General features: G+C 40.4%; 21 protein-coding genes and 1 tRNA gene. 5 read left to right on the top strand and 17 right to left on the bottom strand.

Going from position 1 to position 25,588, the window contains the following annotated elements:
• Positions 1-160: 160 nt before the first annotated feature.
• A complete protein-coding gene (locus CWB72_RS05905) occupies positions 161-847 on the top strand; it encodes a 4'-phosphopantetheinyl transferase family protein (protein ID WP_138629898.1) in 687 nt (228 codons plus the stop codon).
• A 130-nt stretch (positions 848-977) separates the two neighbouring features.
• Positions 978-3,647, top strand: a complete 2,670-nt coding sequence (locus CWB72_RS05900; RefSeq protein ID WP_138629896.1) for a hybrid sensor histidine kinase/response regulator — start codon at positions 978-980, stop codon at positions 3,645-3,647.
• 14 nt (positions 3,648-3,661) lie between these two features.
• Here CWB72_RS05900 and rimI read toward each other — a convergent pair whose 3' ends face one another.
• The 5 genes from rimI to guaB form a co-directional block, all read right to left on the bottom strand.
• Entirely contained in the window at positions 3,662-4,114 is a 453-nt protein-coding gene (gene rimI, locus CWB72_RS05895; protein WP_130257089.1) for a ribosomal protein S18-alanine N-acetyltransferase, read from the bottom strand.
• Positions 4,104-4,430, bottom strand: a complete 327-nt coding sequence (locus CWB72_RS05890) for a hypothetical protein (RefSeq protein WP_138629894.1) — start codon at positions 4,428-4,430, stop codon at positions 4,104-4,106. The genes rimI and CWB72_RS05890 overlap by 11 nt, the downstream gene beginning before the upstream one ends.
• 64 nt (positions 4,431-4,494) lie before the next feature.
• Positions 4,495-4,571, bottom strand: a tRNA-Trp gene (locus CWB72_RS05885).
• Between the two features lie 148 nt (positions 4,572-4,719).
• A complete protein-coding gene (guaA, locus tag CWB72_RS05880; protein WP_138561171.1) occupies positions 4,720-6,294 on the bottom strand; it encodes a glutamine-hydrolyzing GMP synthase in 1,575 nt (524 codons plus the stop codon).
• Positions 6,295-6,407: 113 nt separating this feature from the next.
• On the bottom strand, positions 6,408-7,877 hold the full coding sequence (gene guaB / locus CWB72_RS05875) for an IMP dehydrogenase (RefSeq protein WP_130257086.1): 1,470 nt from the start codon (positions 7,875-7,877) through the stop codon (positions 6,408-6,410).
• Positions 7,878-8,009: 132 nt separating this feature from the next.
• Here guaB and xseA point away from each other — a divergent pair, with 132 nt between their 5' ends.
• Positions 8,010-9,380, top strand: coding sequence for an exodeoxyribonuclease VII large subunit (xseA, locus tag CWB72_RS05870; protein ID WP_138629892.1), 1,371 nt, complete (start codon positions 8,010-8,012; stop codon positions 9,378-9,380).
• A 27-nt stretch (positions 9,381-9,407) separates the two neighbouring features.
• Here the strand turns inward: xseA and cysE are convergent, their stop codons facing one another.
• The 5 genes from cysE to CWB72_RS05845 form a co-directional block, all read right to left on the bottom strand.
• Positions 9,408-10,229: a serine O-acetyltransferase gene (gene cysE, locus CWB72_RS05865; protein ID WP_130257085.1), complete on the bottom strand. Its 822-nt coding sequence runs from the start codon at positions 10,227-10,229 to the stop codon at positions 9,408-9,410.
• A gap of 218 nt (positions 10,230-10,447) precedes the next feature.
• Complete coding sequence (locus tag CWB72_RS05860) at positions 10,448-11,638, bottom strand: amino acid aminotransferase (protein WP_130257084.1); 1,191 nt, start codon at positions 11,636-11,638, stop codon at positions 10,448-10,450.
• Positions 11,639-11,758: 120 nt separating this feature from the next.
• Entirely contained in the window at positions 11,759-12,427 is a 669-nt protein-coding gene (locus CWB72_RS05855) for a GAF domain-containing protein (protein ID WP_171037230.1), read from the bottom strand.
• A 298-nt stretch (positions 12,428-12,725) separates the two neighbouring features.
• The gene (locus CWB72_RS05850; RefSeq protein WP_138629888.1) at positions 12,726-14,390 is read right to left on the bottom strand and encodes an ATP-binding SpoIIE family protein phosphatase; all 1,665 of its coding nucleotides are present in this window, start codon (positions 14,388-14,390) and stop codon (positions 12,726-12,728) included.
• A gap of 18 nt (positions 14,391-14,408) precedes the next feature.
• Entirely contained in the window at positions 14,409-14,714 is a 306-nt protein-coding gene (locus CWB72_RS05845; RefSeq protein WP_058030687.1) for an STAS domain-containing protein, read from the bottom strand.
• 202 nt (positions 14,715-14,916) lie between these two features.
• Here CWB72_RS05845 and CWB72_RS05840 point away from each other — a divergent pair, with 202 nt between their 5' ends.
• Positions 14,917-15,246 (top strand): stress response translation initiation inhibitor YciH, encoded by a 330-nt coding sequence (locus tag CWB72_RS05840; RefSeq protein WP_130255269.1) that lies wholly within the window; start codon positions 14,917-14,919, stop codon positions 15,244-15,246.
• 24 nt (positions 15,247-15,270) lie between these two features.
• On the opposite strand, the gene CWB72_RS05835 is transcribed toward CWB72_RS05840, so the two are convergent.
• Complete coding sequence (locus CWB72_RS05835; protein ID WP_138567092.1) at positions 15,271-18,228, bottom strand: bifunctional diguanylate cyclase/phosphodiesterase; 2,958 nt, start codon at positions 18,226-18,228, stop codon at positions 15,271-15,273.
• A 342-nt stretch (positions 18,229-18,570) separates the two neighbouring features.
• On the opposite strand from CWB72_RS05835, the gene CWB72_RS05830 reads away from it, so the two are divergent.
• Positions 18,571-19,722 (top strand): chorismate mutase, encoded by a 1,152-nt coding sequence (locus tag CWB72_RS05830; RefSeq protein WP_138567093.1) that lies wholly within the window; start codon positions 18,571-18,573, stop codon positions 19,720-19,722.
• An 89-nt stretch (positions 19,723-19,811) separates the two neighbouring features.
• On the opposite strand, the gene tyrA is transcribed toward CWB72_RS05830, so the two are convergent.
• The 6 genes from tyrA to CWB72_RS05800 form a co-directional block, all read right to left on the bottom strand.
• Positions 19,812-20,948 (bottom strand): bifunctional chorismate mutase/prephenate dehydrogenase, encoded by a 1,137-nt coding sequence (tyrA, locus tag CWB72_RS05825; protein WP_138567094.1) that lies wholly within the window; start codon positions 20,946-20,948, stop codon positions 19,812-19,814.
• Positions 20,949-21,144: 196 nt separating this feature from the next.
• Entirely contained in the window at positions 21,145-21,504 is a 360-nt protein-coding gene (rplS, locus tag CWB72_RS05820) for a 50S ribosomal protein L19 (protein ID WP_058030692.1), read from the bottom strand.
• Positions 21,505-21,537: 33 nt separating this feature from the next.
• Complete coding sequence (gene trmD / locus CWB72_RS05815; RefSeq protein ID WP_138482613.1) at positions 21,538-22,305, bottom strand: tRNA (guanosine(37)-N1)-methyltransferase TrmD; 768 nt, start codon at positions 22,303-22,305, stop codon at positions 21,538-21,540.
• The gene (gene rimM, locus CWB72_RS05810) at positions 22,306-22,839 is read right to left on the bottom strand and encodes a ribosome maturation factor RimM (RefSeq protein ID WP_138629886.1); all 534 of its coding nucleotides are present in this window, start codon (positions 22,837-22,839) and stop codon (positions 22,306-22,308) included. It lies immediately after the preceding gene.
• A gap of 17 nt (positions 22,840-22,856) precedes the next feature.
• Positions 22,857-23,105 (bottom strand): 30S ribosomal protein S16, encoded by a 249-nt coding sequence (gene rpsP / locus CWB72_RS05805; RefSeq protein ID WP_130255275.1) that lies wholly within the window; start codon positions 23,103-23,105, stop codon positions 22,857-22,859.
• Positions 23,106-23,338: 233 nt separating this feature from the next.
• Positions 23,339-25,456: a TonB-dependent hemoglobin/transferrin/lactoferrin family receptor gene (locus CWB72_RS05800; RefSeq protein WP_138629884.1), complete on the bottom strand. Its 2,118-nt coding sequence runs from the start codon at positions 25,454-25,456 to the stop codon at positions 23,339-23,341.
• Positions 25,457-25,588 lie beyond the last annotated feature (132 nt).

Below are 25,588 nucleotides of genomic sequence, written 5' to 3'. Positions count from 1 at the left end.
TTTTAATTTAGAGTTATCCTAAAAGCTGGGCTAAAAGAAAGCAGGTAAACTTTTGTAAAACTTATTTACTCCCTTAAATAGCTCAACCTTTATCCTGCTTAGAAAAACTTGCGATTTAAATACAAATAATTGACACTTTGTTCCCTTAAAGGAGTGCGCTATGCAAGTAACCAAATCGTCTATTTTTGAAAATCATCTCGCGCTTGAACTCGTTGTGCTTGAGTTCGATGCTGAGAGCTTTGTGCCTCAAAGTTTCGAACAATTTAAACAGCCTCTCCCTGAACGTATAAAAAAAGCTGTTCATAAACGCCAAGCTGAATATTTGGCAGGCCGACTATGTGCCACTCAGGCATTAACAGCACTAAACATTAATAACCCGATAGTTCACACGGCTGATGATAGAGTACCAATTTGGCCGGCAGGTACATTTGGTTCAATTACCCACACCAAGGGCATTGCTGGTGCGATAGCTGGCTTGCAAGATCGCGCCACTAGCGTAGGTATTGATGTCGAAAAATTGATGAAGGATAGTCAAGAGACAAAACTGCAAACACACATATTACGAAATGACGAAATAGCACAATTTCATGAACTTGGTAAGCAAGTAACACATCCCTTAAGTGTAATTTTTTCTGCCAAAGAAAGTATTTATAAAGCCCTCTATCCTTTCGTGAAAAAGTATTTTGGCTTCGACAAAGCGAGACTAATTGCATTTAACGAGACTGTTCTTACTTTTAAAATAATGCATGACTTAAGCAAACAGGTGCAAACTGGTTTAGAGGTTAATGTTCACTATCAACTAATTAATGACTTAATATTTACTCAGTGCCTACTTGAAAAAAAATAGTGCTTTTTTAAACATCTATGAACATAGCGCATATGACTTGTTAAAAAACAAACATTGTCTTAGGATTATAAGGTTGGGCGTAATTCCTTGCTAACGAATAATAAGAACATTTAGGACGTTTTAAAATCTCATGAAAACAAGCAAGTTAAGTATAAAATTATTGTGGTATATCACACCCTTGGTAATTTTACCTTTGCTGTTTTTAGGTGGTTTTACCTTAACGAACGTCACAAGCTCAACACAAAAACAAGCGAAATTGACGGTGAGTCGTTTTGTAGAAACGCAACATCAAAAAATGTTCAACTACATTGAAATTTATCAATCGACCACTAAATTACTTTCGACATCTCCTGTATTGAGTGACTTTCTCGCTAAAGACTTTGACAGCCCTTTTGAGAAAACGGCAAGGTTAGGCGCCTTGATGGATGTCTTTGCTAGTTATAGTGACGCTTATCCTGATATTTTGAGTATTAACTTGGTTTCTCCCGCGGGAGAGTCGAAAGCTTACTATGCTAATAACTTGAACCAAGCACCGCAAAATTATCCTTTTTTTGAACAAGTAAAAAACAGCAGTATCCGTCAACAAAAGTTTATGGTGCCGACTGATGACAATACGACGCACATTTATCTTGTACAACAAATATTCAGTGTCGATTACCAACTAAAAAGGCCTAAACAGCAAGGTTTCATCATTGTTCAAGTTGACCCATCTGTTATTCATTCCAGTATTTTAGAGTCTCCTTATAATAATACGCTCAACTTATTGGTTACACAGCAAGGTGAAATCCTGTTTAGCTCTGATCCAAGCTTGTACGCGCAATCACTCAATCAACAAGAAACCATAGAAATAAAAGAAGCAGCAGAACGAAGCTCATTAAAGTCAATTCGCTTAACCAGTGTCGATAACATCGAACGCATGGTTTACGCGGAGCAATTAAGCGGCGGTTATTATTACTTATCTAGTATTCCGAAAGCACTGCTTTATCAATCTGGTAAAGCAATTAGTTTGATTACCGCGCTTATTGTCATTCTTTCAGTTATCACTTTGCCAGTTTTAATTTTTATTGTGGTCAGAAATTTACTGCTAAACCCGATAGAATTGCTAGGGGCTGCGAGCCATAAAGTCGGTGATGGTAATTTATCGGTTTCTCTGCCAGAGCAAAGTAATGATGAAGTAGGTTTATTATTTAGAGACTTTAACCATATGGTTAAGCAGATCAGAGACTCTCAATCTGAACTAAAAACTTATAAACTGCACCTTGAAGAGATGGTTGTCCAAAGAACCGAGGAGCTCGAACAGACTAACCAACAGTTAGAGGCTGCTATTAAAGAGGCTGAACAAGCCAGTGATTTAAAAAGTCGCTTTTTAGCAAACATGAGTCATGAGATCCGCACACCACTAACGGCAATTATGGGTTTCACCGAGCAACTCATCATAAATCCAAAAGCAACCACTAACCGCAACCACCTCAGTACTGTACTTAGAAACTCTAAGCACTTATTAGAACTGATAAATAACATTCTTGATTTATCAAAAATTGAAGCCGAAAAGTTAGAAGTAGAAAATCGCCCTTTCAAGCTACAGCCATTAATAGAGGATGTTGATTCTATTATTGGACCTCTTGCACAAGAAAAGCAGCTATCCTTCTATCTTGATTATCAATTTCCATTGCCACAAACAATCTATAGCGATATCACACGCTTAAAACAAATCTTACTCAATATCACCACTAATGCCGTGAAGTTTACTGAATATGGTGGCATTAAACTTTCTGTTAAATTTTCTCATCAAACTGAAAGTGTTGAGTTTATTATTGAGGATACTGGCATCGGTATGTCTGACAGTGAAATTACCCGTGTATTTAAACCGTTTGAGCAAGCAGACAGTACTACCACGCGTCGTTTTGGTGGCACAGGTTTAGGTCTATGTATTTCTAAAAACTTAGCGCAACTGCTTGGCGGAGACGTTGAAGTGTTGAGTGTTCAAGGCGTTGGAAGCCAGTTTACTATTCGAGTAAATGCTAATTTCCAGAACGGTGATTATCGACTTATCAATAAGCTAGAAGAGCATACTCAATCTCCGGATGCTTCATTAGAACTTGCTGCAACGCAATTTGATGCAAACATATTGCTCGCAGAAGATAATACTGATAACCAAGAATTGATCTGTTTACTCCTTGATGCATGGGGTATTAAACCAGATATTGCAAATAATGGTGCTGAAGCAGTTGAAAAGGCCCTAGTCAATGATTACCAACTGATTTTGATGGATATGCAAATGCCTGTCATGGGTGGCCTAGAAGCCACAGAAATGCTCAGGCACGCAGCCTACGATGGCCCAATCATCGCACTCACGGCGAATGTCATGAAGCATGATGTTGAGTCTTACCTCGCAGCTGGCTGTGATGCAACCTTGGCAAAACCAATCGATAAGAAGCAACTTGGCCAGGTACTTTTAGAGCACCTTCAGATCCAGGCCGCGAGTCAATCTAAATGGGATTCCCTATTAGCCAGTGAAAAGTTTGTACAAATCAACAAAAATTACATGGAAAAGCTGCCTGACTATCTTAAACAAGTGCAAAACTATTATGATAATCAGGAGTGGGAGTCGCTCAGAGCACTTGCCCATAGCTTAAAAGGTAGTGCCGGCTGTTTCGGCTTTATGAACATTCACAGCGCAGCTGAAGAGCTTGAAAATAGCTTAATGACCAATCAGCAGGCTCAGTGGCAGTATACGCAATTGAGTCTCTGTGAGGCCATCAAGTACACTTTGGCACAACAGCAACAAACTGAGGTTTAAATGGCGTTATCTCTTTAAAAAAAGCTTCTCGCCATTAATACTGCATGTTCTTTACCCTCTTTCGCTGGGTAATAGTGTTTCCTTAAACCCACTGCTGAAAAATTAAACTTTTCATAAACAGCAATCGCGTTTAGGTTTGATTCTCTCACTTCTAAAAAACAGTTTTCAGCTTGGCGTTCTTGCGCCTGCTTGAGCAAATGAACCATAAGCTGTTTCGCATAACCCTGTCCTTGGTATTCAGGGGCGACACAAATATCCATTAAAGTATGATCAGGACCAACCTGCTCAGCAACATAAAAGCCAACCAGTTCATCACCTAACAATAAACCCGCATTATAGTATCTGCCGCCTAAACAGGATTGCATGGTTTTAGCGCTCCAAGGAAAACTATGGCATGCCTCTTCAATATCCATAATGGTTTCAAGTGGCATTTCATTAAGCAAGCCTGCAACTATTTTACTTGTCATGTAATAACTTCCATAACGCACGTTTGTGCTCAACCGTGAGGTTCACCGAAGGCAGAGTAAGCACGTTATTCTGCAGCTTGACTCGATCGCCCTTTATTATTTCAGCAAAGCCTGCGGGCTGTAGCAATAACAAATCAGCATGTAATTGATAAGGTAGGGTTAGTAACTCAAGTTGCTCAGTTTGCTGCTCAGAAGCCATTAAAGGCATCTCACTGTGATCCACCGAATCCATTTCAGGCTCAGATGTCTCTGGAGCAAAATGTGAATTGAGTTTAAGCTGTGTAATACCTAAAACATCAGCATGCAATGCGCGCATAGTTAAATCTTGAAGAATTTTTTGAGAATATAAAGGTTTGTAGCAAAGAAAGCAAAGTAAGAAGTGGCAGGGGCGGCAGGACTCGAACCCGCAACCATCGGTTTTGGAGACCGCTGTTCTACCAATTGGAACTACGCCCCTGCAATGACGTCGCATTATAGAGAGGTTTTTTTAAAGGTAAAGTAAAAAATTCAAAAAAATGTTTAACTGAGGTTTAAATAAACAAAAAGGCGAATATTTTATCTATTCGCCTTTTTAATCATCAAATTAGCAATGAACTACTTGCTCATTATTCCCATTCGATGGTTGCAGGTGGCTTACCAGAAATATCGTAAACCACGCGTGAGATACCATCGATCTCGTTAATGATACGGTTTGATACTAGACCTAAGAAATCATAAGGTAAGTGTGACCAACGCGCCGTCATAAAGTCGATTGTTTCTACACAACGAAGTGACACAACCCAGTCGTATTTACGCGCATCACCCATTACGCCAACCGATTTAACTGGTAGGAATACAGTGAATGCTTGCGATACTTTGTGGTAGATGTCGGCTTTATGTAGTTCTTCAATGAAGATAGCGTCTGCACGACGAAGTAAGTCACAGTATTCTTTCTTGATTTCACCTAGTACACGTACACCTAAACCTGGGCCTGGGAATGGGTGACGGTAAAGCATGTCGTAAGGTAAACCTAACTCAAGACCAATCTTACGTACTTCATCTTTAAATAATTCGCGAAGCGGCTCAACTAGACCCATTTCCATATCATCAGGTAGACCACCTACGTTATGGTGAGACTTAATCACATGCGCCTTACCTGTTTTAGAAGCCGCTGACTCGATCACGTCTGGGTAAATTGTACCTTGTGCTAACCATTTCGCATTTTTCAGTTTTTTAGACTCTGCATCGAACACGTCAATGAATGTATGACCGATTGCTTTACGCTTATCTTCTGGATCTGAAAGACCTGCTAGGTCATTTAAGAACTGCTCTTCAGCATCCACTTTGATGATGTTCAGACCGAACTTATCACCAAACATTTCCATTACTTGCTGACCTTCGTTCAAACGAAGTAGGCCGTTATCAACGAATACACAGGTTAGCTTCTTACCAATTGCACGGTGGATAAGCATGGCTACGACTGATGAATCTACACCACCAGATAGGCCTAGGATAACTTCGTCATCACCTACTTTTTCTTTGATTTTAGCAACGGCATCTTCAATAATTTGCGATGGAGTCCACAGCTTTTCACAGCCACAGATGTCAATAACAAAACGCTCTAACAGGCGCTGACCTTGTTGCGTATGCGTTACTTCTGGGTGAAATTGAACACCGTAAAAACGCTTTTCTTCCCAAGACATAGCCGCATGTGGACACGTATCAGTTTTAGCTGAAGTTACAAATGTCTCTGGCACTTCAATTACTTTGTCGCCGTGGCTCATCCACACGTCTAGGAAATCAGAACCATTCTCGATGTGATCTTGAATGTCTTCAAATAATTTACAGTTACCCAGCTTTTCAACACGTGCATAACCGAACTCTTTCTTGTCTGAGCTTTCAACTAGGCCGCCTAACTGCATTGCCATAGTTTGCATACCGTAACATACGCCTAATACCGGCACGCCAGCATTAAATACATACTCAGGTGCTCGTGGGCTGTTTTCTTCTGTCGTTGACTCTGGGCCACCAGATAAAATAATACCTTGTGGGTTGAATTCACGGATCTGCTCTTCCGTTACGTCCCAAGCCCAAAGCTCACAGTAAACACCGATTTCACGAACACGGCGCGCGATAAGCTGCGTGTACTGAGAACCGAAATCTAAGATCAAAATGCGGGAATCGTGGATGTCTTTGCTCATTGATAATCTCGTTGGTTAGAAAACGATAAGTTTAGTAAAGCACAAAAACGAACTTTACCTAAAATTAAGAAGGGCTAGCCTGAGCTAGCCCAATTTTTAATATGCGTTGCGCATTAACCCATACGGTAGTTAGGCGCTTCTTTGGTGATCTGTACGTCGTGAACGTGTGACTCACCCATACCTGCAGACGTTACTTTAACAAACTGAGGTTTTGTATTTAGCTCAGCAATCGTTGCACATCCAGTTAAGCCCATTGCACTTCGGATACCACCCACTTGCTGGTGAATAATCGTTGCGATAGGACCTTTATATGCAACACGGCCTTCGATACCTTCAGGTACAAGCTTGTCTGCTTCATTTGATTTTTGGAAGTAACGGTCTGACGAACCTTCTTTTTGGTTCATCGCACCCAAGCTACCCATACCGCGGTAAGACTTGTAGTAACGACCTTGATAAAGCTCAACTTCACCTGGAGACTCTTCAGTACCAGCAAGCATAGAGCCAACCATTACACATGATGCACCAGCCACAAGAGCTTTTACGATGTCACCAGAGAAACGGATACCACCATCAGCAATCACAGGGATGTCACGGCCTTTTAAGCCTTCAACAGCATCAGAGATAGCAGTAATTTGCGGTACACCACAGCCTGTTACGATACGAGTAGTACAAATTGAACCTGGGCCAATACCAACTTTAACTGCATCAGCACCCGCATCAGCTAGCGCAATCGCGCCTTCAGCTGTTGCAACGTTACCGGCAACGATTTGTAAATCTGGGTATGCTTCACGTGTTGCTTTAACACGGTCAATTACGCCTTGAGAGTGGCCGTGTGAAGTATCGATAAGTAATACATCAACACCAGCTTCAACAAGGGCTTCGATACGCTCATCAGTACCTGCACCCACACCAACAGCTGCACCTACACGTAAACGACCTTGCTCGTCTTTACATGCATTCGGCTTTTCTTGTGCTTTTTGGTAATCCTTAACTGTGATCATACCTTTTAATGCAAACGCATCATCGACAACTAAGATTTTTTCAATACGGTGCTCGTGCATCAGACCTAAGATCTCTTCACGTGCAGCACCTTCTTTTACCGTCACAAGATCCGCTTTTTTCGTCATTACTGAAGAAACCGGCTTATCTAGTTGCGTTTCAAAACGCATATCACGGCTAGTTACAATACCTTCTAGCTGGTTATTCTCACCAACCACAGGGAAACCTGAGAAACCTTTCTCATGAGCAAGCTCTAGCGCACCTTCAATTGTTAGGTCAGCTGTCACAGTTACAGGGAAAGATACGATACCCGCTTCGTAAGCTTTAACCTTACGAACATTTCTCGCTTGCTCTTCAATGGTCATGTTTTTATGAACAAAACCAATGCCGCCTTCTTGCGCTAGTGCAATAGCAAGACGCGCTTCAGTTACAGTATCCATTGAAGCAGAAACAAGAGGTAGGTTTAAATCAATACCACGCGTCAAACGCGTTTTTAAATCAGCGGTATGAGGTAATACGGTAGAGTGTGCTGGGACGAGTAGCACATCATCGAAAGTTAGGGCTTCTTTTGCAATTCTTAGCATGTTTGCGGTATCTCTCACGTGGAATTGAGTAATAGGAATTGCGTGCGAATTTTATCAGCGTTGCTGTAGTGAGTAAATCTTTTTTTCAAAAAATATGCTAAAGTTTCGCGGTAATTTTTTCAGAGGCCAATGATGACATTCTCAGTTTCTTCAGCTCCACAACACCAAGTTTATTCAGTTTCAAAGCTAAATAAAGAAATTCGCGGCATTTTAGAACAAGGTTTTGCTTCTTTAAGGCTAACCGGAGAAATTTCTAACTTTGTTGCACCAGCATCTGGCCATTGGTACTTTTCTTTAAAAGATGACAAAGCACAAATTAAGGCAGCAATGTGGCGAGGTAATAACCGCTACAGCAAGTACAGACCCAATAATGGTGCCCAAGTGATTGTCACAGCACGCGTCTCTGTGTATGAACCCCGCGGAGAATATCAACTAATTGTCGAACATATGGAACCTGCTGGTGAAGGTCAGCTGAAACAACAGTTTGAAGCGCTCAAGTTACAACTTGCTGCTGAGGGATTATTTAGCAGTACACACAAACAACCTCTGCCAACACAAATAAGAAAAGTAGGTGTCGTTACCTCTGCCACAGGCGCTGCAATTAAAGACATCTTGACGGTAATGAAACGACGTGCACCACAACTTGAAATCATCGTTTACCCGACTCAAGTTCAAGGCAGTGATGCACACCTGCAAATTGCAGAGAAAATTCGTTTAGCAAATATCCGAAAGGAAGTCGATGTGTTGATTGTGGGACGTGGCGGCGGCTCATTAGAAGATTTATGGTGCTTTAACGAAGAACACCTTGCTCGCGAAATATTTGCCAGTCGTTTACCTATTATCAGTGCGGTGGGCCATGAAATAGATACCACCATTTCGGATTATATTGCTGATTTAAGGGCCCCTACCCCATCAGCAGCCGCTGAACTAGTCAGTCCTGATCAGCATGCGATTAAAAAGCACATTATTGAAAAGTACGCACGCTTAACTCATTTAATGCTGAGTAAAATCAAAGAAGCGAAGCAAACTAACAATGCGCTATTACAGCGACTCAAGCTACAACATCCCAATAGTCAACTCCAACAACAAGCACAGCGTTTAGACGAGCTTTCAATGCGATTGCAGCGTGGCGTGCATGCTCAGCTCAATCAAAAAAATAACCAACTGAGTTTGCTGCAACAAAGGTTCCAACATCAACACCCTGAACGTCAACTTTCTCAATCAAAAGGTGCGCTACAGCAATTAGAACAGAGGCTATTGAGTGCACAAAATAAAAACCAGCAGTCCGCACAGCAACAATTAGCTATGCTAGCAGCACGACTTGAAAGCATCAGCCCACTAAGCGTATTAGCGAGAGGCTATTCAATCACGAAAAAAGGCGAGAGTGTGGTGAAATCGATTGAACAAGTAAAAACGGGTGAAACACTTATTACTCAAGTCCATGATGGTGAAATTCACACCACGGTGAATCACACCCTAGATACAACAAAGGCTGCACAATAGCAGCCTTTTTTACCATTTATATGCTTTCTATAGCATAGCACTGGTATAGGATTTATTTTCTAAAGACACGTCATCTTCTAAGAAGTTTTGATCCATCGATTCTGCAGGACAAGGACAATTCGGCTTACCAACCACTTTAGCTGGGATACCCACAACTGTTGTATGTGGCGCCACTGGGTTTAACACCACTGAACCAGCACCAATACGTGCGCCTTCTCCAACTTCGATGTTACCCAGTACTTTTGCACCTGCACCGATCAATACACCGGCTCTGATCTTCGGGTGTCGATCACCTTGTTCATTACCCGTACCACCGAGTGTCACAGATTGTAAAATTGATACATTGTCCTCAATTACAGCTGTTTCGCCAATTACGATACCAGTTGCGTGGTCAAACATAATGCCATGACCGACTTTACAAGCAGGATGGATGTCAACGCCAAAAACTTCAGAGGTACGGCTTTGGATGAAACGAGCGAGCTCTTTGCGGTTCTGACGCCAGAGGCAATGTGCAAGTCTGTGTGCTTGGATTGCATGAAAACCCTTCAAGTTCAAAATAACAGTTAAATAGCTATCGGCAGCTGGGTCACGATCTTTAACTGCTTTTATGTCATGGGCAACATGAGTCAACATTCTGTCGCAGTCAACGAAGGCTTGGTCAAACAATTCACGAATTGTAAAAGCCGAGACCACCGCATCCGCAAGCTTGTTTGCCACAATAAAGCTTAACGCAGAGCCTAAACACTCGTGGTTTAAAACACTCGAGTAAACATGACTTGCCAAAAGTGGCTCTCTACTTACTAACTCGGTTGCTTCTTGGCGAAGCTGCTGCCAAATTTCATGACGCATAAACATACCTTACAGACTGACATTGGGCGGATTGTAACGGTTACATAAACCGTACGACCAGAAAATGCTGGGAACATCTTCTACTTACTTATAACAAACTGCACTAAAACAGGCAATTTGCGAAATATTCGCTATCTACTTCGAAACAAGAGAAAACACAATCCAGAAACAAAAATGCCACTTATCACTAAGTGGCATTCATTAAGCTTAAAGCCTAATTATTTTAGTACTTCAGCAACTGCTTTCGAGAAGTACTCAATGTTTGCTTGGCTTACACCTGCAACATTTACTCGGCTAGAACCCACAATGTAGATTGCGTATTCTTTTTGTAGGCGCTCGATTTGCTCTTTATTAATACCTAAGAAAGAGAACATACCGTTTTGCTTATCAATGAAAGAGAAGTCTTGCGCTACACCTTGAGCAGCTAAACTATCTTTGATTAATGTACGTAGACCATTGATACGGTTACGCATTTCATCAAGTTCATCATGCCACTCTTGTGTTAATTCTGTGCTACCTAAAATCGTATTTACGATGTCTGCACCATGTGCTGGCGGCATTGAGTAAATACTACGAACTACACTTAATAATACCGAGTTAGAAATATCAGCATTTGCGCTGTCTTTAGCAATGATTGAACATGCACCGATACGCTCACGATAAAGACCAAAATTCTTAGAGCATGATGAACAAATGATAAGTTCATCAACAGTGTCTGCTAATAAACGTAAGCCTTTCGCATCTTCGTCAAGGCTTGCACCAAAACCTTGGTAAGCAATATCGATTAACGGTGTGAAGCCCACTTCTTTAGCAAGTTCTGCAACGATTTTCCACTGCTCTTCGTTTAAGTCCATACCACTTGGGTTGTGACAACAAGCATGTAAAAGAACTACATCGCCTTTAGGTACTTGTTTAAGCGTGTCGATCATTTCATCGAACAACAAGCCTTTATTTTCGTAGTCGTAATATGGGTATTCTTTAACTGTTAGGCCCGCTGCTTCAAATAAGCTGATGTGGTTAGCCCAAGTTGGTGTTGTTACCCATACTGTTGCATCAGTATTACAGCGCATGATGAACTCAGCAGCAACACGTAATGCACCTGTACCACCTGGCGCTTGTGCTGTACGAACACGGTTTGCAAGTAACGTGCTGTGCTCACCTAATAGTAGGGTTTCCATTTTCTGACAAAAATCTAAATTACCAGCAAGACCAATGTAAGACTTAGTGGTTTCGTTTTCTAAACGAAAAGCTTCAGCTTTCTTTACAGCTCTTAGTACAGGGGTATTACCTTGCTCATCTTTGTATACACCAACGCCAAGATCGATTTTATTAGGGTTAGTATCTTGTTTGTAAGCAGCCATAAGACCCAAAATAGGATCAGTTGGTAACGGTTTTAATTCTGAGAACATAGGTCATCTCTTAATTTAGTTATTTGTCAGTGTGCCTTATAAACGCGCAGAGTATTTACAAGGCATAACCCGGGGTTAAAACTGCGTTAATAGTAACATAAAATTTTAAGAACTCGAGGGCTACGAACGCGGTAAATACTGAGGAATTCTAATACAGGCGGCAACTAAAACTGCCAACACCTGTTCATCAAAAATGCCAGTTGAGAACGCCTCGGCATCGATGATCCCTGTGCAACCTGAAATGTTATCAAACATAGGTAAACATGCTTCAGATTGTACTTTAGGATCACAGGTATAATACTCACCACCTTGCGCTACGTATTCAGCGACATCATTCACAACTCGCCCTTTAGAAGATAAGGCAACTTGTACGTTATTACTTATCTTTGCAAAGTCTTCTGTGAGCGGGAACAAAGGGCGGCTGGGCGCACCATAATAAGCCAGTTTAAGTAACTGCTCACCTTCAGGGGTTAACGTATTTGCATAAATACCAAACCAGTCGACCTGTGTTTTATCAACAACGAATTGCACAATCGCATTAAGCTTTTTCAATAACACTTTATTTTCTTGGTTATTGTTGATGTAGCTTTCTAGCTCAAAAGGCGCATCTTGTAGTTGGCCAAATAAACTGCAGCTTCCGCCTTCCCCTAATTCAGGGATCAAATAAGACCAAACCGCATCCACAGTGCTTTGTTCAGAATTTAGAAATGCATCTAATTCTGCTAGTGCTTGCTCAACAAGTGAAGGCGATGTAGTTACGCCCGAAAGTGAAAGATAAGAAGAAATCATTTTAGCCATCCAAACATCCAGATACCTGAAACTTAACATACAAAATTAGCTTTGCAAAGGTACAAAGCCAATTCATTGAGAAACAGTTAAGACCTGACTAAGCGTAATTTTATTTCGAACTCAGTAACGTATTGAGATATTGGGTATTGAGATATGGGGTATTGAGATATAGGGTATTGAGGTATTGAAGTATTGAAGTATTGAAGTATTGAAGTATTGAAGTATTGAAGTGTTGAAGTGTTGAAGTATTGAAGTGTTGAAGTATTGAAGTATTGAAGTGTTGAAGTATTGATTAATGCTAAGAGATATATGGATTATTATTTAATGAATAAATAAGCTCAACACAATTACCTGTCTCGTTGTATGAAACTGAGTGTGCGATTTCACTTAATAACCCCAAACCACGCCCATGCTCTTGTGAAAGAGATGTTGTACCTTGTTCACTTTTAAGAAAACCAGTTCCTGAATCTGTAATCGTAAAGCGAATTTGTCTATTTTCAGGTTCATAATTGGCCAGAATTTCAATTTGTGCATCTTGTAATTGAGTTAATGCTGCCTCCCTCATTTGATAAAAAGTGAAAAATCCATCTTCTTGATTTTTGATTTCCGAATCTAATCCAAGTACCCCATGATCAAGAGCGTTGTTATACGCTTCAGATAATAACAAGAATATATTAGATCTGTGATTATCCACGCCTTCAACAGTACTCAACATATTTACCAATTCAAGGATCGGATCATTGCTTTTCATTTGGTCAGCATTTAGTGCAACGTGAAAGTCGAAAGGCAATTTAGAATATGATACTTCGGGATTAATAATTAAAGGGTTGGCAATACAGTTAATAATGGCAATGCTTAAATCATCTTGTTGCTCGCTGTGTCCAGAAAATTGATGAACTTGTGAGATGATATCTTCAGTGCCAATGTTAGGCTTACTCGCTAATACTAGCTTTAATCGCTCTTCCCCAAACATTGAAAATTGCTTACTTTCAGTTTCGACAATGCCATCTGTTGCCATAACAATTCTGAGATTCTCGTTCACTTCAAAATGAACTATGTTTCGCTCAAATTCGTCCGGCTCCAGAATCCCCAAAGCCATATGTTGTGACTCTAATGTTTTAATTAATTGCCCTTGCTTATCTATTACATATAAATCAGGTAAACCTCCTAACCAAGCTGAAACACTTCTCCCTGACTCACTTAACTCCATAATCGCAGCTGCACAAAACATATGACCAGGCAGTAATTCAGCCAGTGCATTGTTTAGTTCATATGCGATGTCACTTACAGACATCCCTTTGGCAACCATAGCGTAAAATATTCTGGATGCAGGTAATGCGCCTACAGCAGCTGCTAGTCCGTGCCCTGTGAAATCACCTAACAAGCAATAAAAACCACCTAACGGACTTTGCGCCATCAAAAACATATCACCATTGAACATTGAAGCTGGTGACAAATGAAAATCGCATAATTTGGGGAAGGTTTGTTGCTGAGACAAGGCGTTACTAAAGATATGCTCTACAATCTCATGCTCTCGTTCAGTTTGATTGTAATGATATTCAAGTTCTTTCTTTTGCCTATTTGCCTCCTGGCTTAGTCGACGAGTACGAGCGTGGGCTTTAATTTTTGCCGAAAGAATTATTTTATCAAATGGTTTGTGAATAAAATCATCACCGCCTACCTCTAAACACTTTTCAAAACTTTGATGATCTTCTAACGCAGTTATAAAAATTATGGGTAAATAAACATCCCCAGCCTGCTGTTTGATCAGCGGCGCAGTTTCAAAGCCATCCATGACAGGCATCATGACATCAAGCAAAACAATATCTATTGAATGCTCACTTAACTTTTCAAGTGCCTGTTGCCCGTTATTTGCAAGCTCAACTAAATAGTTTTGCTGCTCAAGCATTGCCTTCAATAAGGTACAGTTTAGAGGCTGGTCGTCAACGACTAAGATTCGCAAAATAATATCTTAATGTTATCAGTCGATATCAAACTTTTTGTCAAATCGTGAGATTTGTAAAATCTTCTTTAGCTGAGGGCGGCAATTACTGATAGTGATACTTGAAACGGACTCACCTAAGGTCTTCTTCATATTTAACAGCATGCCTAATGCAGAGCTATCCATATAATCAGTTTCTCGCAGGTCGATAATCACTTTATCAGTTTGACCATCTACTTCTGCATACGCTTGACGGAAAGACTGAACCAAATTGAAATCAAACTTTCCTTTTATTTGTATAGTCAACGTTTTGCCATCGGCAGAAGCACTTTTGCTCAAACTCATTATAACCTCCTAATATGGTTCGAATTTGTTATTCATCCGTTGTTCTTAAATATAACTTGTTTAGAAATAATCGCCAAAAAATATCGAACTTATCAATACAAATTATTTAAATGCTTAAAATTCAGACTGTTATTCTGTACTTATTCAATGCCTATAAACAAACTGGTATGATACAAATATTACACAACAAGAGCACTTAACAATGTCTGATAATAATTTAGTTTACTCTACTGAGCTTGGTCGTATTAAGCCAGAAAGTGAGAAAAGTGAACCTGAAGTTAGGCTTTTCAAAGATGGCGCTGTACGTATCGAAAGGCAGACTAAAGGCAGAAAGGGCAAAGGCGTTATGTTAGTGGTGGGTATTGACCCTGCTGAGCATGATTTAAAGAAACTAGCTAAAACTTTAAAAAGTAAAATGGGTCAAGGTGGCGCTTTAAAAGAAGGCGTCATTGAAATCCAAGGTGATGATAGAGAAAAGCTAAAACAAATTCTTGAGTCATTAAAATTTAAGGTCAAAATTGCAGGGGGTTAAATCCCCCTACATTTATTTGAGTTGCTACACCTTAAATAATTCAACTGCTTGCTCTGGAAGTGGTGGGCTATAGAAGTACCCCTGAACAATATAACAGTTATTTCTCGCTAAAAACTCCACTTGTTCTTTGGTCTCAACACCTTCAGCTACTACTTCTAAATTCAATTTTTGAGCCATTGCAATGATAGCTGCAGTAATTTCCATATCATTTGAGTCTTCTGGAATATCTTTAACAAAAGAGCGATCAACCTTTAATATATCGACTGGGAAGCGTTTTAAATAACTTAAAGATGAATAACCAGTACCAAAATCATCAATAGATAAAGACACCCCCAACGCTTTAATTTGATGTAACTGAGAAATAGCTGCTTCTACATCACCCATTAACATACTTTCTGTTAATTCTAAATGAAGTAATTTTGCAGGCATGCTGGTACGCTCAAGTACATCTGATAACACCCTCTTCATATTGCTATCTTTAAATTGACGCGCGGAAAGGTTAATAGACATATTCCCAACTTTGCCTTGTTTTTGAAGCTTAACAGAGAAACGGCAAGCTGCTTCAAGCACCCACTCCCCTAACTCAACAATTAACCCTGTTGCTTCAGCAATTGGAATAAATTTACTAGGCGGAATAGGCCCTTGCTCTGGGTGCTCCCAACGGATTAATGCTTCGTATCCAACGACTTCTGTTGTTCGATAATCGACTTGTGGTTGATAGTGCAATGTAAATTGATTTTCACGAATAGCTGAACGTAACTCATTTTCTACATATAAACGCTCATTTGCAGCTTCATCCAACTCTTGAGAATAGAAGTGGAAAGTATTTCGACCTTTCGCCTTTGCCTCATACATAGCTAAATCAGCATGTTTAAGCAATTGCTCTTCTTCTTTGCTATCAAATGGGGCAAGCGTAATACCTATACTGGCACTGACAATGACTTCATTATTTCCTAATTTAATTGGAACATTCAGTGTACGTTGAATAATTTGCGCTACATCCATCGCATTTTCACGACTTTCTATGCCACTGAGCAATACAGCAAATTCATCACCGCCTAATCGTGCTATCGTATCTTCAGCTCTAAGTCGTGTTTTTAATCTATCTGCAACTTCTACTAATAAGCGGTCACCTGCATCATGACCGAGCGTATCATTAATACGTTTGAATTCATCTAAATCAAAATAAAACAGGGCAAAAGCATAATGTCCTCGCTCAGCTAGAGCCATTGACTTTTTGAGCTGCATCCTAAAGAAAGTACGGTTTGCTAAACCTGTTAAAGTATCAAAGTAAGCCAGCTCTTCCATCTTTCTCTGACTTTCTTTTACAAAAGAAATATCTTGTGCTGAAGCGACATAACTTGATATGTGTCCACTGTCATCTCGAATTGGTGAAATACTCAAACTAACCCAAATAGGCTCATTGGTAATGCCCTGTAAAATTGTATCACCGCGCCAGTAATTACGACTTCTTAAATCAAGATCTATATCTTCTATTAAAATAGCCATTTCTTTGGAAATAATGCTAAGTAAAGGTTGTCGAGCAAAGTGCGCGTCATTGTAACCGGTCATTTCTTGCATTTTTGGGTTTACATATTCAATTTGAAAATGCTCATTGGTGACCACCACAGCCGTACCCGAGTACTCCACTGCTTTTGACAATCTATCCGCTGCTTTTTGCGCTATCTCCTTTTCAGTTATTTTATTGTTTAACCCTGTTACCAAGGTTTTAATCTCTTTGCCCATGTCATTAAATGTGGCATTTAATAGGCCGATTTCATCCTCATTATTTGGCATCGCAGGCATATCCCACTGCCCTCGCCCAAAGTCTTTCACTGCACTTACTGTGTTATTAATTCTTTGTAAGACAAGTTTATAGAGCACTTGATGGAGTAATAGGGCTACAAACATTGCGTATAAAACGAATAAGCCAAAAAATTTAACTTTCAACTCTTCTAGGGCAGCCAGTGCTGAGTCTCTCTTTTTATAAATGCCAACATACCAACCTAACTCTGTTAACTGAGTGACATTAATTAGATGTGTTTCACCTTTTAAATCAAAACTCGACTCTCTTTCTGGTAATCTCAATTTCAGTGAATCATCAACCACCTTTGCCAACTCTGGGGTTAATTCATCACGCTTAATTGCGTTACCAGTATTAAAAATCTTTTGCAAATTTGGCGCAGCTAAAATATTACCTTGACCATCGAATATGAGGTACCCCTGGTTATTTGTAGGGACGGGTAAATGCTTAAATAAATCCACCATGCTGATATCCGTACCAATGAAACCTTGATACTCTTCTTCGAAATAAATTGGTACTAGAATACTAATAACCCACTTACTCCATATGTTGTCATAATGTACTTTTGACCATACAGCTTCTCGGGTTGGATTTAGCTCTTGCTTTAGCTGAGCTATCGTTTGGCCATCAAATAAACCTTGCTTTGGCGTAGTGTTTAATAAGGTATTTGGGGGAGAGATTCTCACAAACTGATCGTTTGTAACCATGTAAAAATTAAAGAAATCTTGAAGTAAAGGCGGAGCAACTATATCCCATAGAGATTCCGACCGAGCAAACAAGCTTTTTAGTTCTGGTGATAAAGCTTTCCCTGCAAAGTAAGCAGCTGACAAACCATTTGAAGCAGTACTTCGATAAGCACCATTGCGATATAAAACAGGTGAAGGTAATTGATTTTGAATGGTTTTACTATCATAGAATAGATGCTTAGTAACAACCGCTCCAGCTTGTTCTGACAGGCTCTTTTTTAAATCTAGATAGTTTGAGAATTGATTTATAACTTGCACGCTAAACCGTTTGAGGTCCGCGTATTCCTCATAGACTAGCTGCTTCTCTTCCGATTTAAGCATAAAGGCAGCAGCAAAAACTCCCGCGACCAAACACACCGCCGAAATTAAAATCGATAGTTTGACGCTTAAAGAATTAAAACCAAACCTTGAAGGGGGTCGACGATTGACCACTGCTAAACCCTTATTAAAATTGTTATTTTTATATCGATATCGTTTCGCCAATATATCAGAATGTTTCCCTATTCGCCAAGTTAGGCGAGGTTATCTACTGACAAATTGATAAAAAATCTAACTTTTAATTTAGGTTACGCTTGTTTGTGTATAGCCTCTATGTTACTAATGTATGTAAATAGATTAATATTTATCTTAACAATGACAATTTCAATTACTCGCAAAACTTACTTCTTTTTTAGCTTCTTTTTTAGATGAAGAGGCTTACCTGTTTGCGCGTGATTACGAATAGATAAGCCTCCCAACTGGGAGGTTTTTTTTTGCCGCTGGGAGTGAGGACCTATGACAGAAAATACTTTAAATGCTTTACGCAAAGATATAAATGAAATCGATTCAGACTTAATGGTGTTATTAGCAAAACGCCGTCGCATTAGCCATAGCGTTTTGGAATATAAAATTGCGAATAATAAACCTGTTCGCGACGAAGAGCGTGAACAAGCTTTACTAGAAAAGCTAATTAACTATGGTAAGTCACTCGGTCTTGATGCGTTTTATGTAAACAGTGTTTTTCAAACTATTTTGGAAGATTCGGTTTTAAATCAGCAGGCATTACTACAAAAAAGCCTAAACCCTGATTCATTGAGTGACACACATCGTGTTGCTTATCTGGGCGGGCAAGGCTCTTATAGCCAACTTGCTTGTCATAAATACTTCAGCCGCCGCCCAGGTAAGTTAGTTGAAATGGGCTGTCAAAGCTTTGAACAAATCACTCAGCATGTTGAAAAAGGTCAAGCAGATTATGGTCTTTTACCAATTGAGAATACCAGCTCAGGCAGTATTAACGAAGTATTCGACTTATTACAACATGCCCAAGTGACCATAGTCGGTGAAGTCACTCATTCTGTTGAGCACTGCTTATTAGCAGCACCAGGTACTGAGCTCACTGATATTCAAAAAATATTTGCTCACCCTCAGCCATTTGCACAATGTAGCCGCTTCATTCAAGGGTTAGATGATGTATTGCATGAAACATGTGATTCGACATCAAGTGCCTTAAAGCAAGCATCAGAAACACCAAATGGCGCTGCTATTGGCTCTGCGCAGGCAGGTAAAAATGCCGGCCTTGAAGTCATCAAATCTGGGCTTGCGAATCAGGCTGAAAATCACAGTCGCTTCATTGTTGTCGCGCGTAAAGCTTTGCAAGTTTCAACTCAGATACCAACCAAAACAAGTCTGATTATGGCAACCAAACAACAAGTTGGTTCATTGGCTGATGCACTAATGGTCTTCAAAGCACATAACATCAATATGGTGAAGTTAGAATCTCGCCCTGTACCAGGTAACCCATGGGAAGAAGTATTCTATGTTGATTTACTTGCCAATACGGCAGAAAAGCATGTGCAAAATGCCTTAGAAGAGCTTAAAGATCACACTCAATTTGTACGTATTTTAGGGTGCTATCAAAGTGAATCTATGCAAGCCGTTGAAGTTTAAAGTGAAACTATTAAGCTAACTGAAAAAGGCACTTTTCTAAAGTGCCTTTTTAATATCTTTACTTTCATTAAGAAGTGGTCGTTTAAGCTTTATATATCTAATACCTTTGCGTCATTGGCTTTATTAAGCAAACCACGACTTTGCTTTAAAAACTGCTCTGCAGAACCAGAGAAATAATGTTTTGCCTCTGAGAACGAATCAATCAATGCAGCCTTGTCGCCAGCTTTAAGTTTATCAAGTGTCAATTCAAAAGTTTCCTGGTAACTCGCTAATAAACCTTCAACGTCATTAAATTGTGCCAACATAATATCTGAATATAGCTCTGGAGACTGAGCGAATAACCTCCCGACCATCATTAATTCAAGCTGATAGATAGGTGAAGAGCAGCTTCGAAGCTCTTCTAATGTATGGCATTGCTTCGCCAAAAACTGGCCATAGACGAACGTAGTTAAGTGACGCATCACCTGAATGATCTGCATGGCTTGGTCGTGCTTTTTCGCATCCATTTTGACCAGCTGACAACCCCACACTTTTAACTGCTCAAGTAGCCCTGAACATGCTTCAGGAATTCGCCCTTCACAGACCACAATGGTTTGTTTTACCCAGTGAGAAATATCAGGGCCAAACATTGGGTGAAGACCAACAACAGGACCAATATGCTTATCCATAAGCACTTTTAAAGGTGCTTGCTTAACTGAGGTAATATCAACTAAAACACACTCATCAGGTAGAGCAGGCAGTGACGAGACCACTTCTTCTAAGGCGTTAATTGGCACACTCACAAGTACCAGTTTAGCCCCAGTTAATATTGTCTCTGCATCGGCTTGTTGCGCTCGGTCCAAAATACGAATCTCATACCCTGAGCGAGTAAGCTGCTTAGCGAATAACTGACCCATCGCCCCTTCACCACCGACAATCACGACAGGAGATAACTCTGGCGCTTTACAGGCTAACTTACTTTGCTGATTTTCGTATGCTTCACGCATCATGCGCCTAAGCATATCTTCAACGAGATCTGGGTTTACGTTGTGTTCTTCAGCCTGCTGCCTTCTCGCTTCGATCAAAAGGCTTTCTCTGTCAGGGGCATGTAAAGGTGCACCTATCTCTTGTTTGATAGCACCGATTTGAGATGTTAATGCGTTGCGTTTAGCAAGAAGTTGTACGAGCTGACTGTCGCATTCATCAATGCCGGCTCGAAGTTGTGCTAATGTTTGCTCACCCGTCATAAATGTAAACTTTTATAAACACCAGTAAATAAATAATTACAACTAGTCTAACAGGATGGTATGACAGATAAAAGTGAAGGGATGAATTAAATTTAGACTATGACATCACAAAGTGCGATATGGTTTTTTGGGCATATAAACCAAAACAGGCCACTCAAAGAGTGGCCTGTTTTTAAAGCGTAGTAAAACGCGCGTATTAGTTAAGTTTTTCTTTAATACGTGCTGATTTACCTGAACGCTCACGTAGGTAGTAAAGCTTAGCGCGACGAACTGCACCGCGACGCTTAACTGTGATGCTATCTACTAGTGGGCTGTGCGTTTGGAATACACGCTCAACACCTTCACCGCTCGAGATTTTACGAACTGTGAATGCTGAGTGTAGACCACGGTTACGCTTAGCGATAACAACACCTTCAAAGGCCTGTAGACGCTCTTTGTTACCTTCTTTAACGCGTACCTGTACAACAACTGTATCACCAGCGCCGAACGCAGGTACGTCTTGCTTAAGCTGTTCAGCTTCAAGCTCTTTAATAATATTTTGGTTTACTTTTGCCATTTTATTTCTCACATTCCTAGGTGTAACTGTCTTCTAGCCACAAGCTTGTTCATGTTCTCGCTGAAATTCAGCAAGTAACATGGCTTGCTCCTCAGTCAGAGCTAGGTTACGCAACAAGTCAGGACGTCTAAGCCAAGTTCTGCCTAATGATTGCTTAAGCCGCCATTTAGCTATCTCTTTATGGTTTCCGCTGAGTAATACAGCAGGCACCTGCTTGCCATCCAATGTTTCTGGCCGTGTATAATGAGGACAATCTAACAAGCCATCCGAAAAGGAGTCTTGCTCAGCTGATTGGTTGTGACCTAAAACACCTGGCACCAAACGCGCGACTGCGTCGATTAGTGTCATGGCTGGTAGTTCACCACCACTGAGAATAAAATCACCGATGGACCATTCTTCGTCTACATAAGACTCGATGATCCGCTCATCAATACCTTCATAACGACCCGCAACTAATATCAGTTTTTCTGATGCTGCCAATTCAGCTGCACCTTGCTGATCTAGTTTTCGCCCTTGAGGGGACATATAAATTACTTTGGCGTTTTCTCCTGCTGCCGCTTTGGCATCAAGAATGGCTTGTTTTAATGGGTTAACCATCATCAACATGCCTGGACCACCACCATAAGGTCTGTCATCTACGGTTCTATGCTTATCAGTTGCATAGTCTCGTGGATTCCAACTGTTAAACTCGATTAAACCGTTTTTAACAGCGCGTCCCGTTACGCCTTGCTGGGTAATCGCATCAAACATTTCGGGAAACAGTGAAATAACACCGACCCATAATGGTTTTTGCTGGCTCATTTAAAAGCCTGGATCCCAGTCTACAGTAATTACTTTTTCTTCATGATTAACACCTTTGATAACTGAATCAGTTAAAAACGGAATTAATCGTTCTGATTGGCCAAACGCATCTTTTTTATTTGCTTTCACAACTAAAACGTCGTTTGAACCAGTCTCCATCAAGTCATCGACTGTGCCTAAGTTATAACCTTTATCAGTTACAACAGACATGCCGATAAGATCTCGCCAATAGAACTCACCTTCAGGGAGTTCAGGAAGTTGCTCTGAATCAACTGAGATTTCCACATTGGTCAAAGCCATTGCTTCGTCTCGGTCGTTTACTTGCGCAAACTTGGCGATAAAGCCCTTGTTGTGGCGACGCCAGTCACTCACTTCAAGAGATTGCCATTTACCTTGTTGCCCTATCAACCATGGGCTGAATTCGAAGATCCCTTGGGGATCATCAGTAAATGAATGCACCTTAAGCCAGCCCTTAATACCATAAGGGGCACCAAGCTTACCTACTACAATAATCGAGGTGTTTTCTTGACTCATGGTTACACTTACGCCTATTAAGCCGCTTTACGAGCGTCTTTAACTAACTTAGCTACGCGATCTGAAAGAGATGCGCCTTGACCTACCCAGTGATCAACACGTGATAAATCTAAACGTAATTTCTCTTCTTGACCCGCAGCGATTGGGTTAAAGAAACCTACTTTCTCGATGAAACGACCGTCACGTGAGAAACGGCTATCCGCAACCACGATTTGATAGAATGGACGCTTTTTAGCGCCGCCACGTTGCAAACGAATAGTTACCATACCGTCCTCAATTAGTTGACTGTTTTCATTAATAAGATTTGCTTCCCAATTTGGGAAGCTGGGGAATTGTACGAGTTTTTTTCAACAATGCAAGTTTGTTTTGGATTTTATTCTCTTAGGCACCTTCCCTGTAATTGCTTGGTAGTTGAAAAGCTTAATAAATTTGTCATACGAACAAAAAACGGATGTAAAAACTCACATCCGTTTTTTAAATCTAGTGACGAAGAGCAGCCTTAAAATGTCATTTTTGCATTGAGAGCAAAGTTTCTTCCCGGCTGCGTAAATTGTGTTAAATCAGCGTCAGCAGCTTGACCTGCAACAATTTCATAAGGGGTGTATGCTTTATCAAATAAATTGAATATGCCGGCATTCAACTTCACTACACCAAAGTCATAATCAGTAAATAAATCAACAGTCCCCCACCCTGACGTTTGAACCATGTCGTTGTTTGGTACCTTTGTCATACGCTTGGCAAACTTAAACGCTCCTGTGACTGACCAATCGCCTTGTTCATAGCGGGCTTTCACAAAGCCATTTAGCGGACTAATTGAATTTAAGTACTCATTGGTTTCTTTATCTTTACCATTTATAAAAGTAAGGCCTGTATCAAATGAGACATTATCGTTAACCCACACTGTATAAGTTGTCTCAAGCCCTTTTATTTCGACCTCACTGATATTTTGATATTGGTAATACGTTTTTGGTGGCATGTTTGGAATGGTACTTGGCTCCACACGCACAACTTTATTGCCTATGAAGTCCTCGAATTTTGTATTGAACAAGGTAATAGTAAAACCATGTGATTCAAAATCACCTTTAACGCCAAACTCAACACTGTCACTGGTTTCAGGATTTAGTTCTGAATTTGGTAAAATCTGGTAAAACGGTTCAACACCATGGCTTTGATATGCAAGGTCATGTGGTGGAATTTTAAAGCCTCGAGCGTATTGTGCAACAAGATTAAGGTTATCAGAAAAAGAATAAACTAAACCAAGTTTCGGTGATAACGCCGTTTCAGTAATATCAGAAAACTCAGCCCCCTCATACAAGGCATCTTTTTTCGGCGTCATGTCATAACTATCTACACGAATACCAGCATTAAGGTCTAAAGAATCAGGTATAAGCGCTATATTGTCCTGAACAAATATCCCGAGCATACTTGTATCTGCACCAGGGAAGGTTTTCTGCCCTTCTTTATCAAGTAGTTTGTTACCTTGCGCATCAAGTCGTGTTTTATATCGTGGCCTAGCTGTCTCATAACTATCGTAATCTAAACCATAAACGAATTGGTGGTTTAACCCTGCTACTTCTAAGTTTTTATCCAGTACAACCCGAGCTCCCAAAATAGACTGATCGAATCGATAGTCATTGTAATCAGTATAAGGACCAGTTCTACTGCGACTGCCGTCATTTGCGCGTAGTTGGTCGCTCTTCTGCTCAAAGTTGGTGTAATAGACTTGTGCCTTTAAATTATCGTAAAAAGCAGTCGCACTCGCGCTATCAAATGCTAAAGACACAGATAGGCTTTCATTCTGATCCGTTGTCTCATTAATTGTGGCTGCTATAACTTGCTTTGTTTCTTGGTCAAAAAAGTCAACCGTTGCCAATAAACGCTCTTTGTCTGAAATATCAAATTCTGATTTGATCAATACAGCATTCGAGGTGTAATCAAAGCCTGGCAGATTTTCTTGGTAGTTTTGCGCTTCTCTACCATCTCTTCTAGTTAATTGAATTGATGTCGCATTCATCTCACCTACTTTCTGAGCATACGTAGCTGAAAAACTCTTTTCAGAATTAACGCCATAATAACCCAACCCTAATTGCGCATATGCGGTGTCATTCGCCAAATAATCTGATGGGTCCTTGGTTGAGATAACAACAATACCGCCAAGCGCATCAGAACCATATAAAGAGGACGCGGCACCTTTGGCAACTTCAATTTGTTGAACATTATCGATATCAAAGTATCCACGACCAATGAGCAGGCCACCGCCGCCTGCATAGGCATCGTTTATACGTCGGCCATCTTTGATATAAACCACACGGTTTCCACCGATACCTCGAATATTAAGCGCTTGAGCTTCACCTGTAGAGCCCGATGTTGTAATCCCTGTTTGATACTTAAATGCGGTATTTAAGTCCACTGCCAACTCACGTTCAATTTCTTGTTCAGTAACGACATTCACTGAGCCCGCAACATCAACCAGTTTTTGCTCAATTCGAGAGCCTGATACAACGATAACTTCACTTTGCTTTTCAAACTGAGCTTCTTCAGCCGCAGTAATAAACGAACATGATGCAGTTAGTACAGCTGCAGTAATACTGATCGAAATGGGTGTCTTCTTAAACATTTTTTTACCTCAAACAGGAAGAACGAATCAATTTCGAGAGCACTATAATCACATTTCAAATTAATAACAAATGATAATTGTTTTCATTATTATGTAGATTTTGAGCGTTCTGATAGGTATTATCAGCAAACG

This window comes from Pseudoalteromonas phenolica, from assembly GCF_005886345.1.
GTDB classification, from domain to species: domain Bacteria; phylum Pseudomonadota; class Gammaproteobacteria; order Enterobacterales; family Alteromonadaceae; genus Pseudoalteromonas; species Pseudoalteromonas phenolica_A.
Note: the sequence above shows the minus strand (reverse complement) of the source record. Positions and strands in the feature narration are given on the sequence as shown.

Bases quoted from the DNA above. Each gene is read 5' to 3' on its own strand.
- CWB72_RS05905 (WP_138629898.1), top strand. From the start codon at position 161: ATGCAAGTAACCAAATCGTCTATTTTTGAAAATCATCTCGCGCTTGAA.
- CWB72_RS05900 (WP_138629896.1), top strand. From the start codon at position 978: ATGAAAACAAGCAAGTTAAGTATAAAATTATTGTGGTATATCACACCC.
- rimI (WP_130257089.1), bottom strand. From the start codon at position 4,114: ATGACAAGTAAAATAGTTGCAGGCTTGCTTAATGAAATGCCACTTGAA.
- CWB72_RS05890 (WP_138629894.1), bottom strand. From the start codon at position 4,430: ATGCGCGCATTGCATGCTGATGTTTTAGGTATTACACAGCTTAAACTC.
- guaA (WP_138561171.1), bottom strand. From the start codon at position 6,294: ATGAGCAAAGACATCCACGATTCCCGCATTTTGATCTTAGATTTCGGT.
- guaB (WP_130257086.1), bottom strand. From the start codon at position 7,877: ATGCTAAGAATTGCAAAAGAAGCCCTAACTTTCGATGATGTGCTACTC.
- xseA (WP_138629892.1), top strand. From the start codon at position 8,010: ATGACATTCTCAGTTTCTTCAGCTCCACAACACCAAGTTTATTCAGTT.
- cysE (WP_130257085.1), bottom strand. From the start codon at position 10,229: ATGCGTCATGAAATTTGGCAGCAGCTTCGCCAAGAAGCAACCGAGTTA.
- CWB72_RS05860 (WP_130257084.1), bottom strand. From the start codon at position 11,638: ATGTTCTCAGAATTAAAACCGTTACCAACTGATCCTATTTTGGGTCTT.
- CWB72_RS05855 (WP_171037230.1), bottom strand. From the start codon at position 12,427: ATGATTTCTTCTTATCTTTCACTTTCGGGCGTAACTACATCGCCTTCA.
- CWB72_RS05845 (WP_058030687.1), bottom strand. From the start codon at position 14,714: ATGAGTTTGAGCAAAAGTGCTTCTGCCGATGGCAAAACGTTGACTATA.
- CWB72_RS05840 (WP_130255269.1), top strand. From the start codon at position 14,917: ATGTCTGATAATAATTTAGTTTACTCTACTGAGCTTGGTCGTATTAAG.
- CWB72_RS05830 (WP_138567093.1), top strand. From the start codon at position 18,571: ATGACAGAAAATACTTTAAATGCTTTACGCAAAGATATAAATGAAATC.
- tyrA (WP_138567094.1), bottom strand. From the start codon at position 20,948: ATGACGGGTGAGCAAACATTAGCACAACTTCGAGCCGGCATTGATGAA.
- rplS (WP_058030692.1), bottom strand. From the start codon at position 21,504: ATGGCAAAAGTAAACCAAAATATTATTAAAGAGCTTGAAGCTGAACAG.
- trmD (WP_138482613.1), bottom strand. From the start codon at position 22,305: ATGAGCCAGCAAAAACCATTATGGGTCGGTGTTATTTCACTGTTTCCC.
- rimM (WP_138629886.1), bottom strand. From the start codon at position 22,839: ATGAGTCAAGAAAACACCTCGATTATTGTAGTAGGTAAGCTTGGTGCC.
- rpsP (WP_130255275.1), bottom strand. From the start codon at position 23,105: ATGGTAACTATTCGTTTGCAACGTGGCGGCGCTAAAAAGCGTCCATTC.
- CWB72_RS05800 (WP_138629884.1), bottom strand. From the start codon at position 25,456: ATGTTTAAGAAGACACCCATTTCGATCAGTATTACTGCAGCTGTACTA.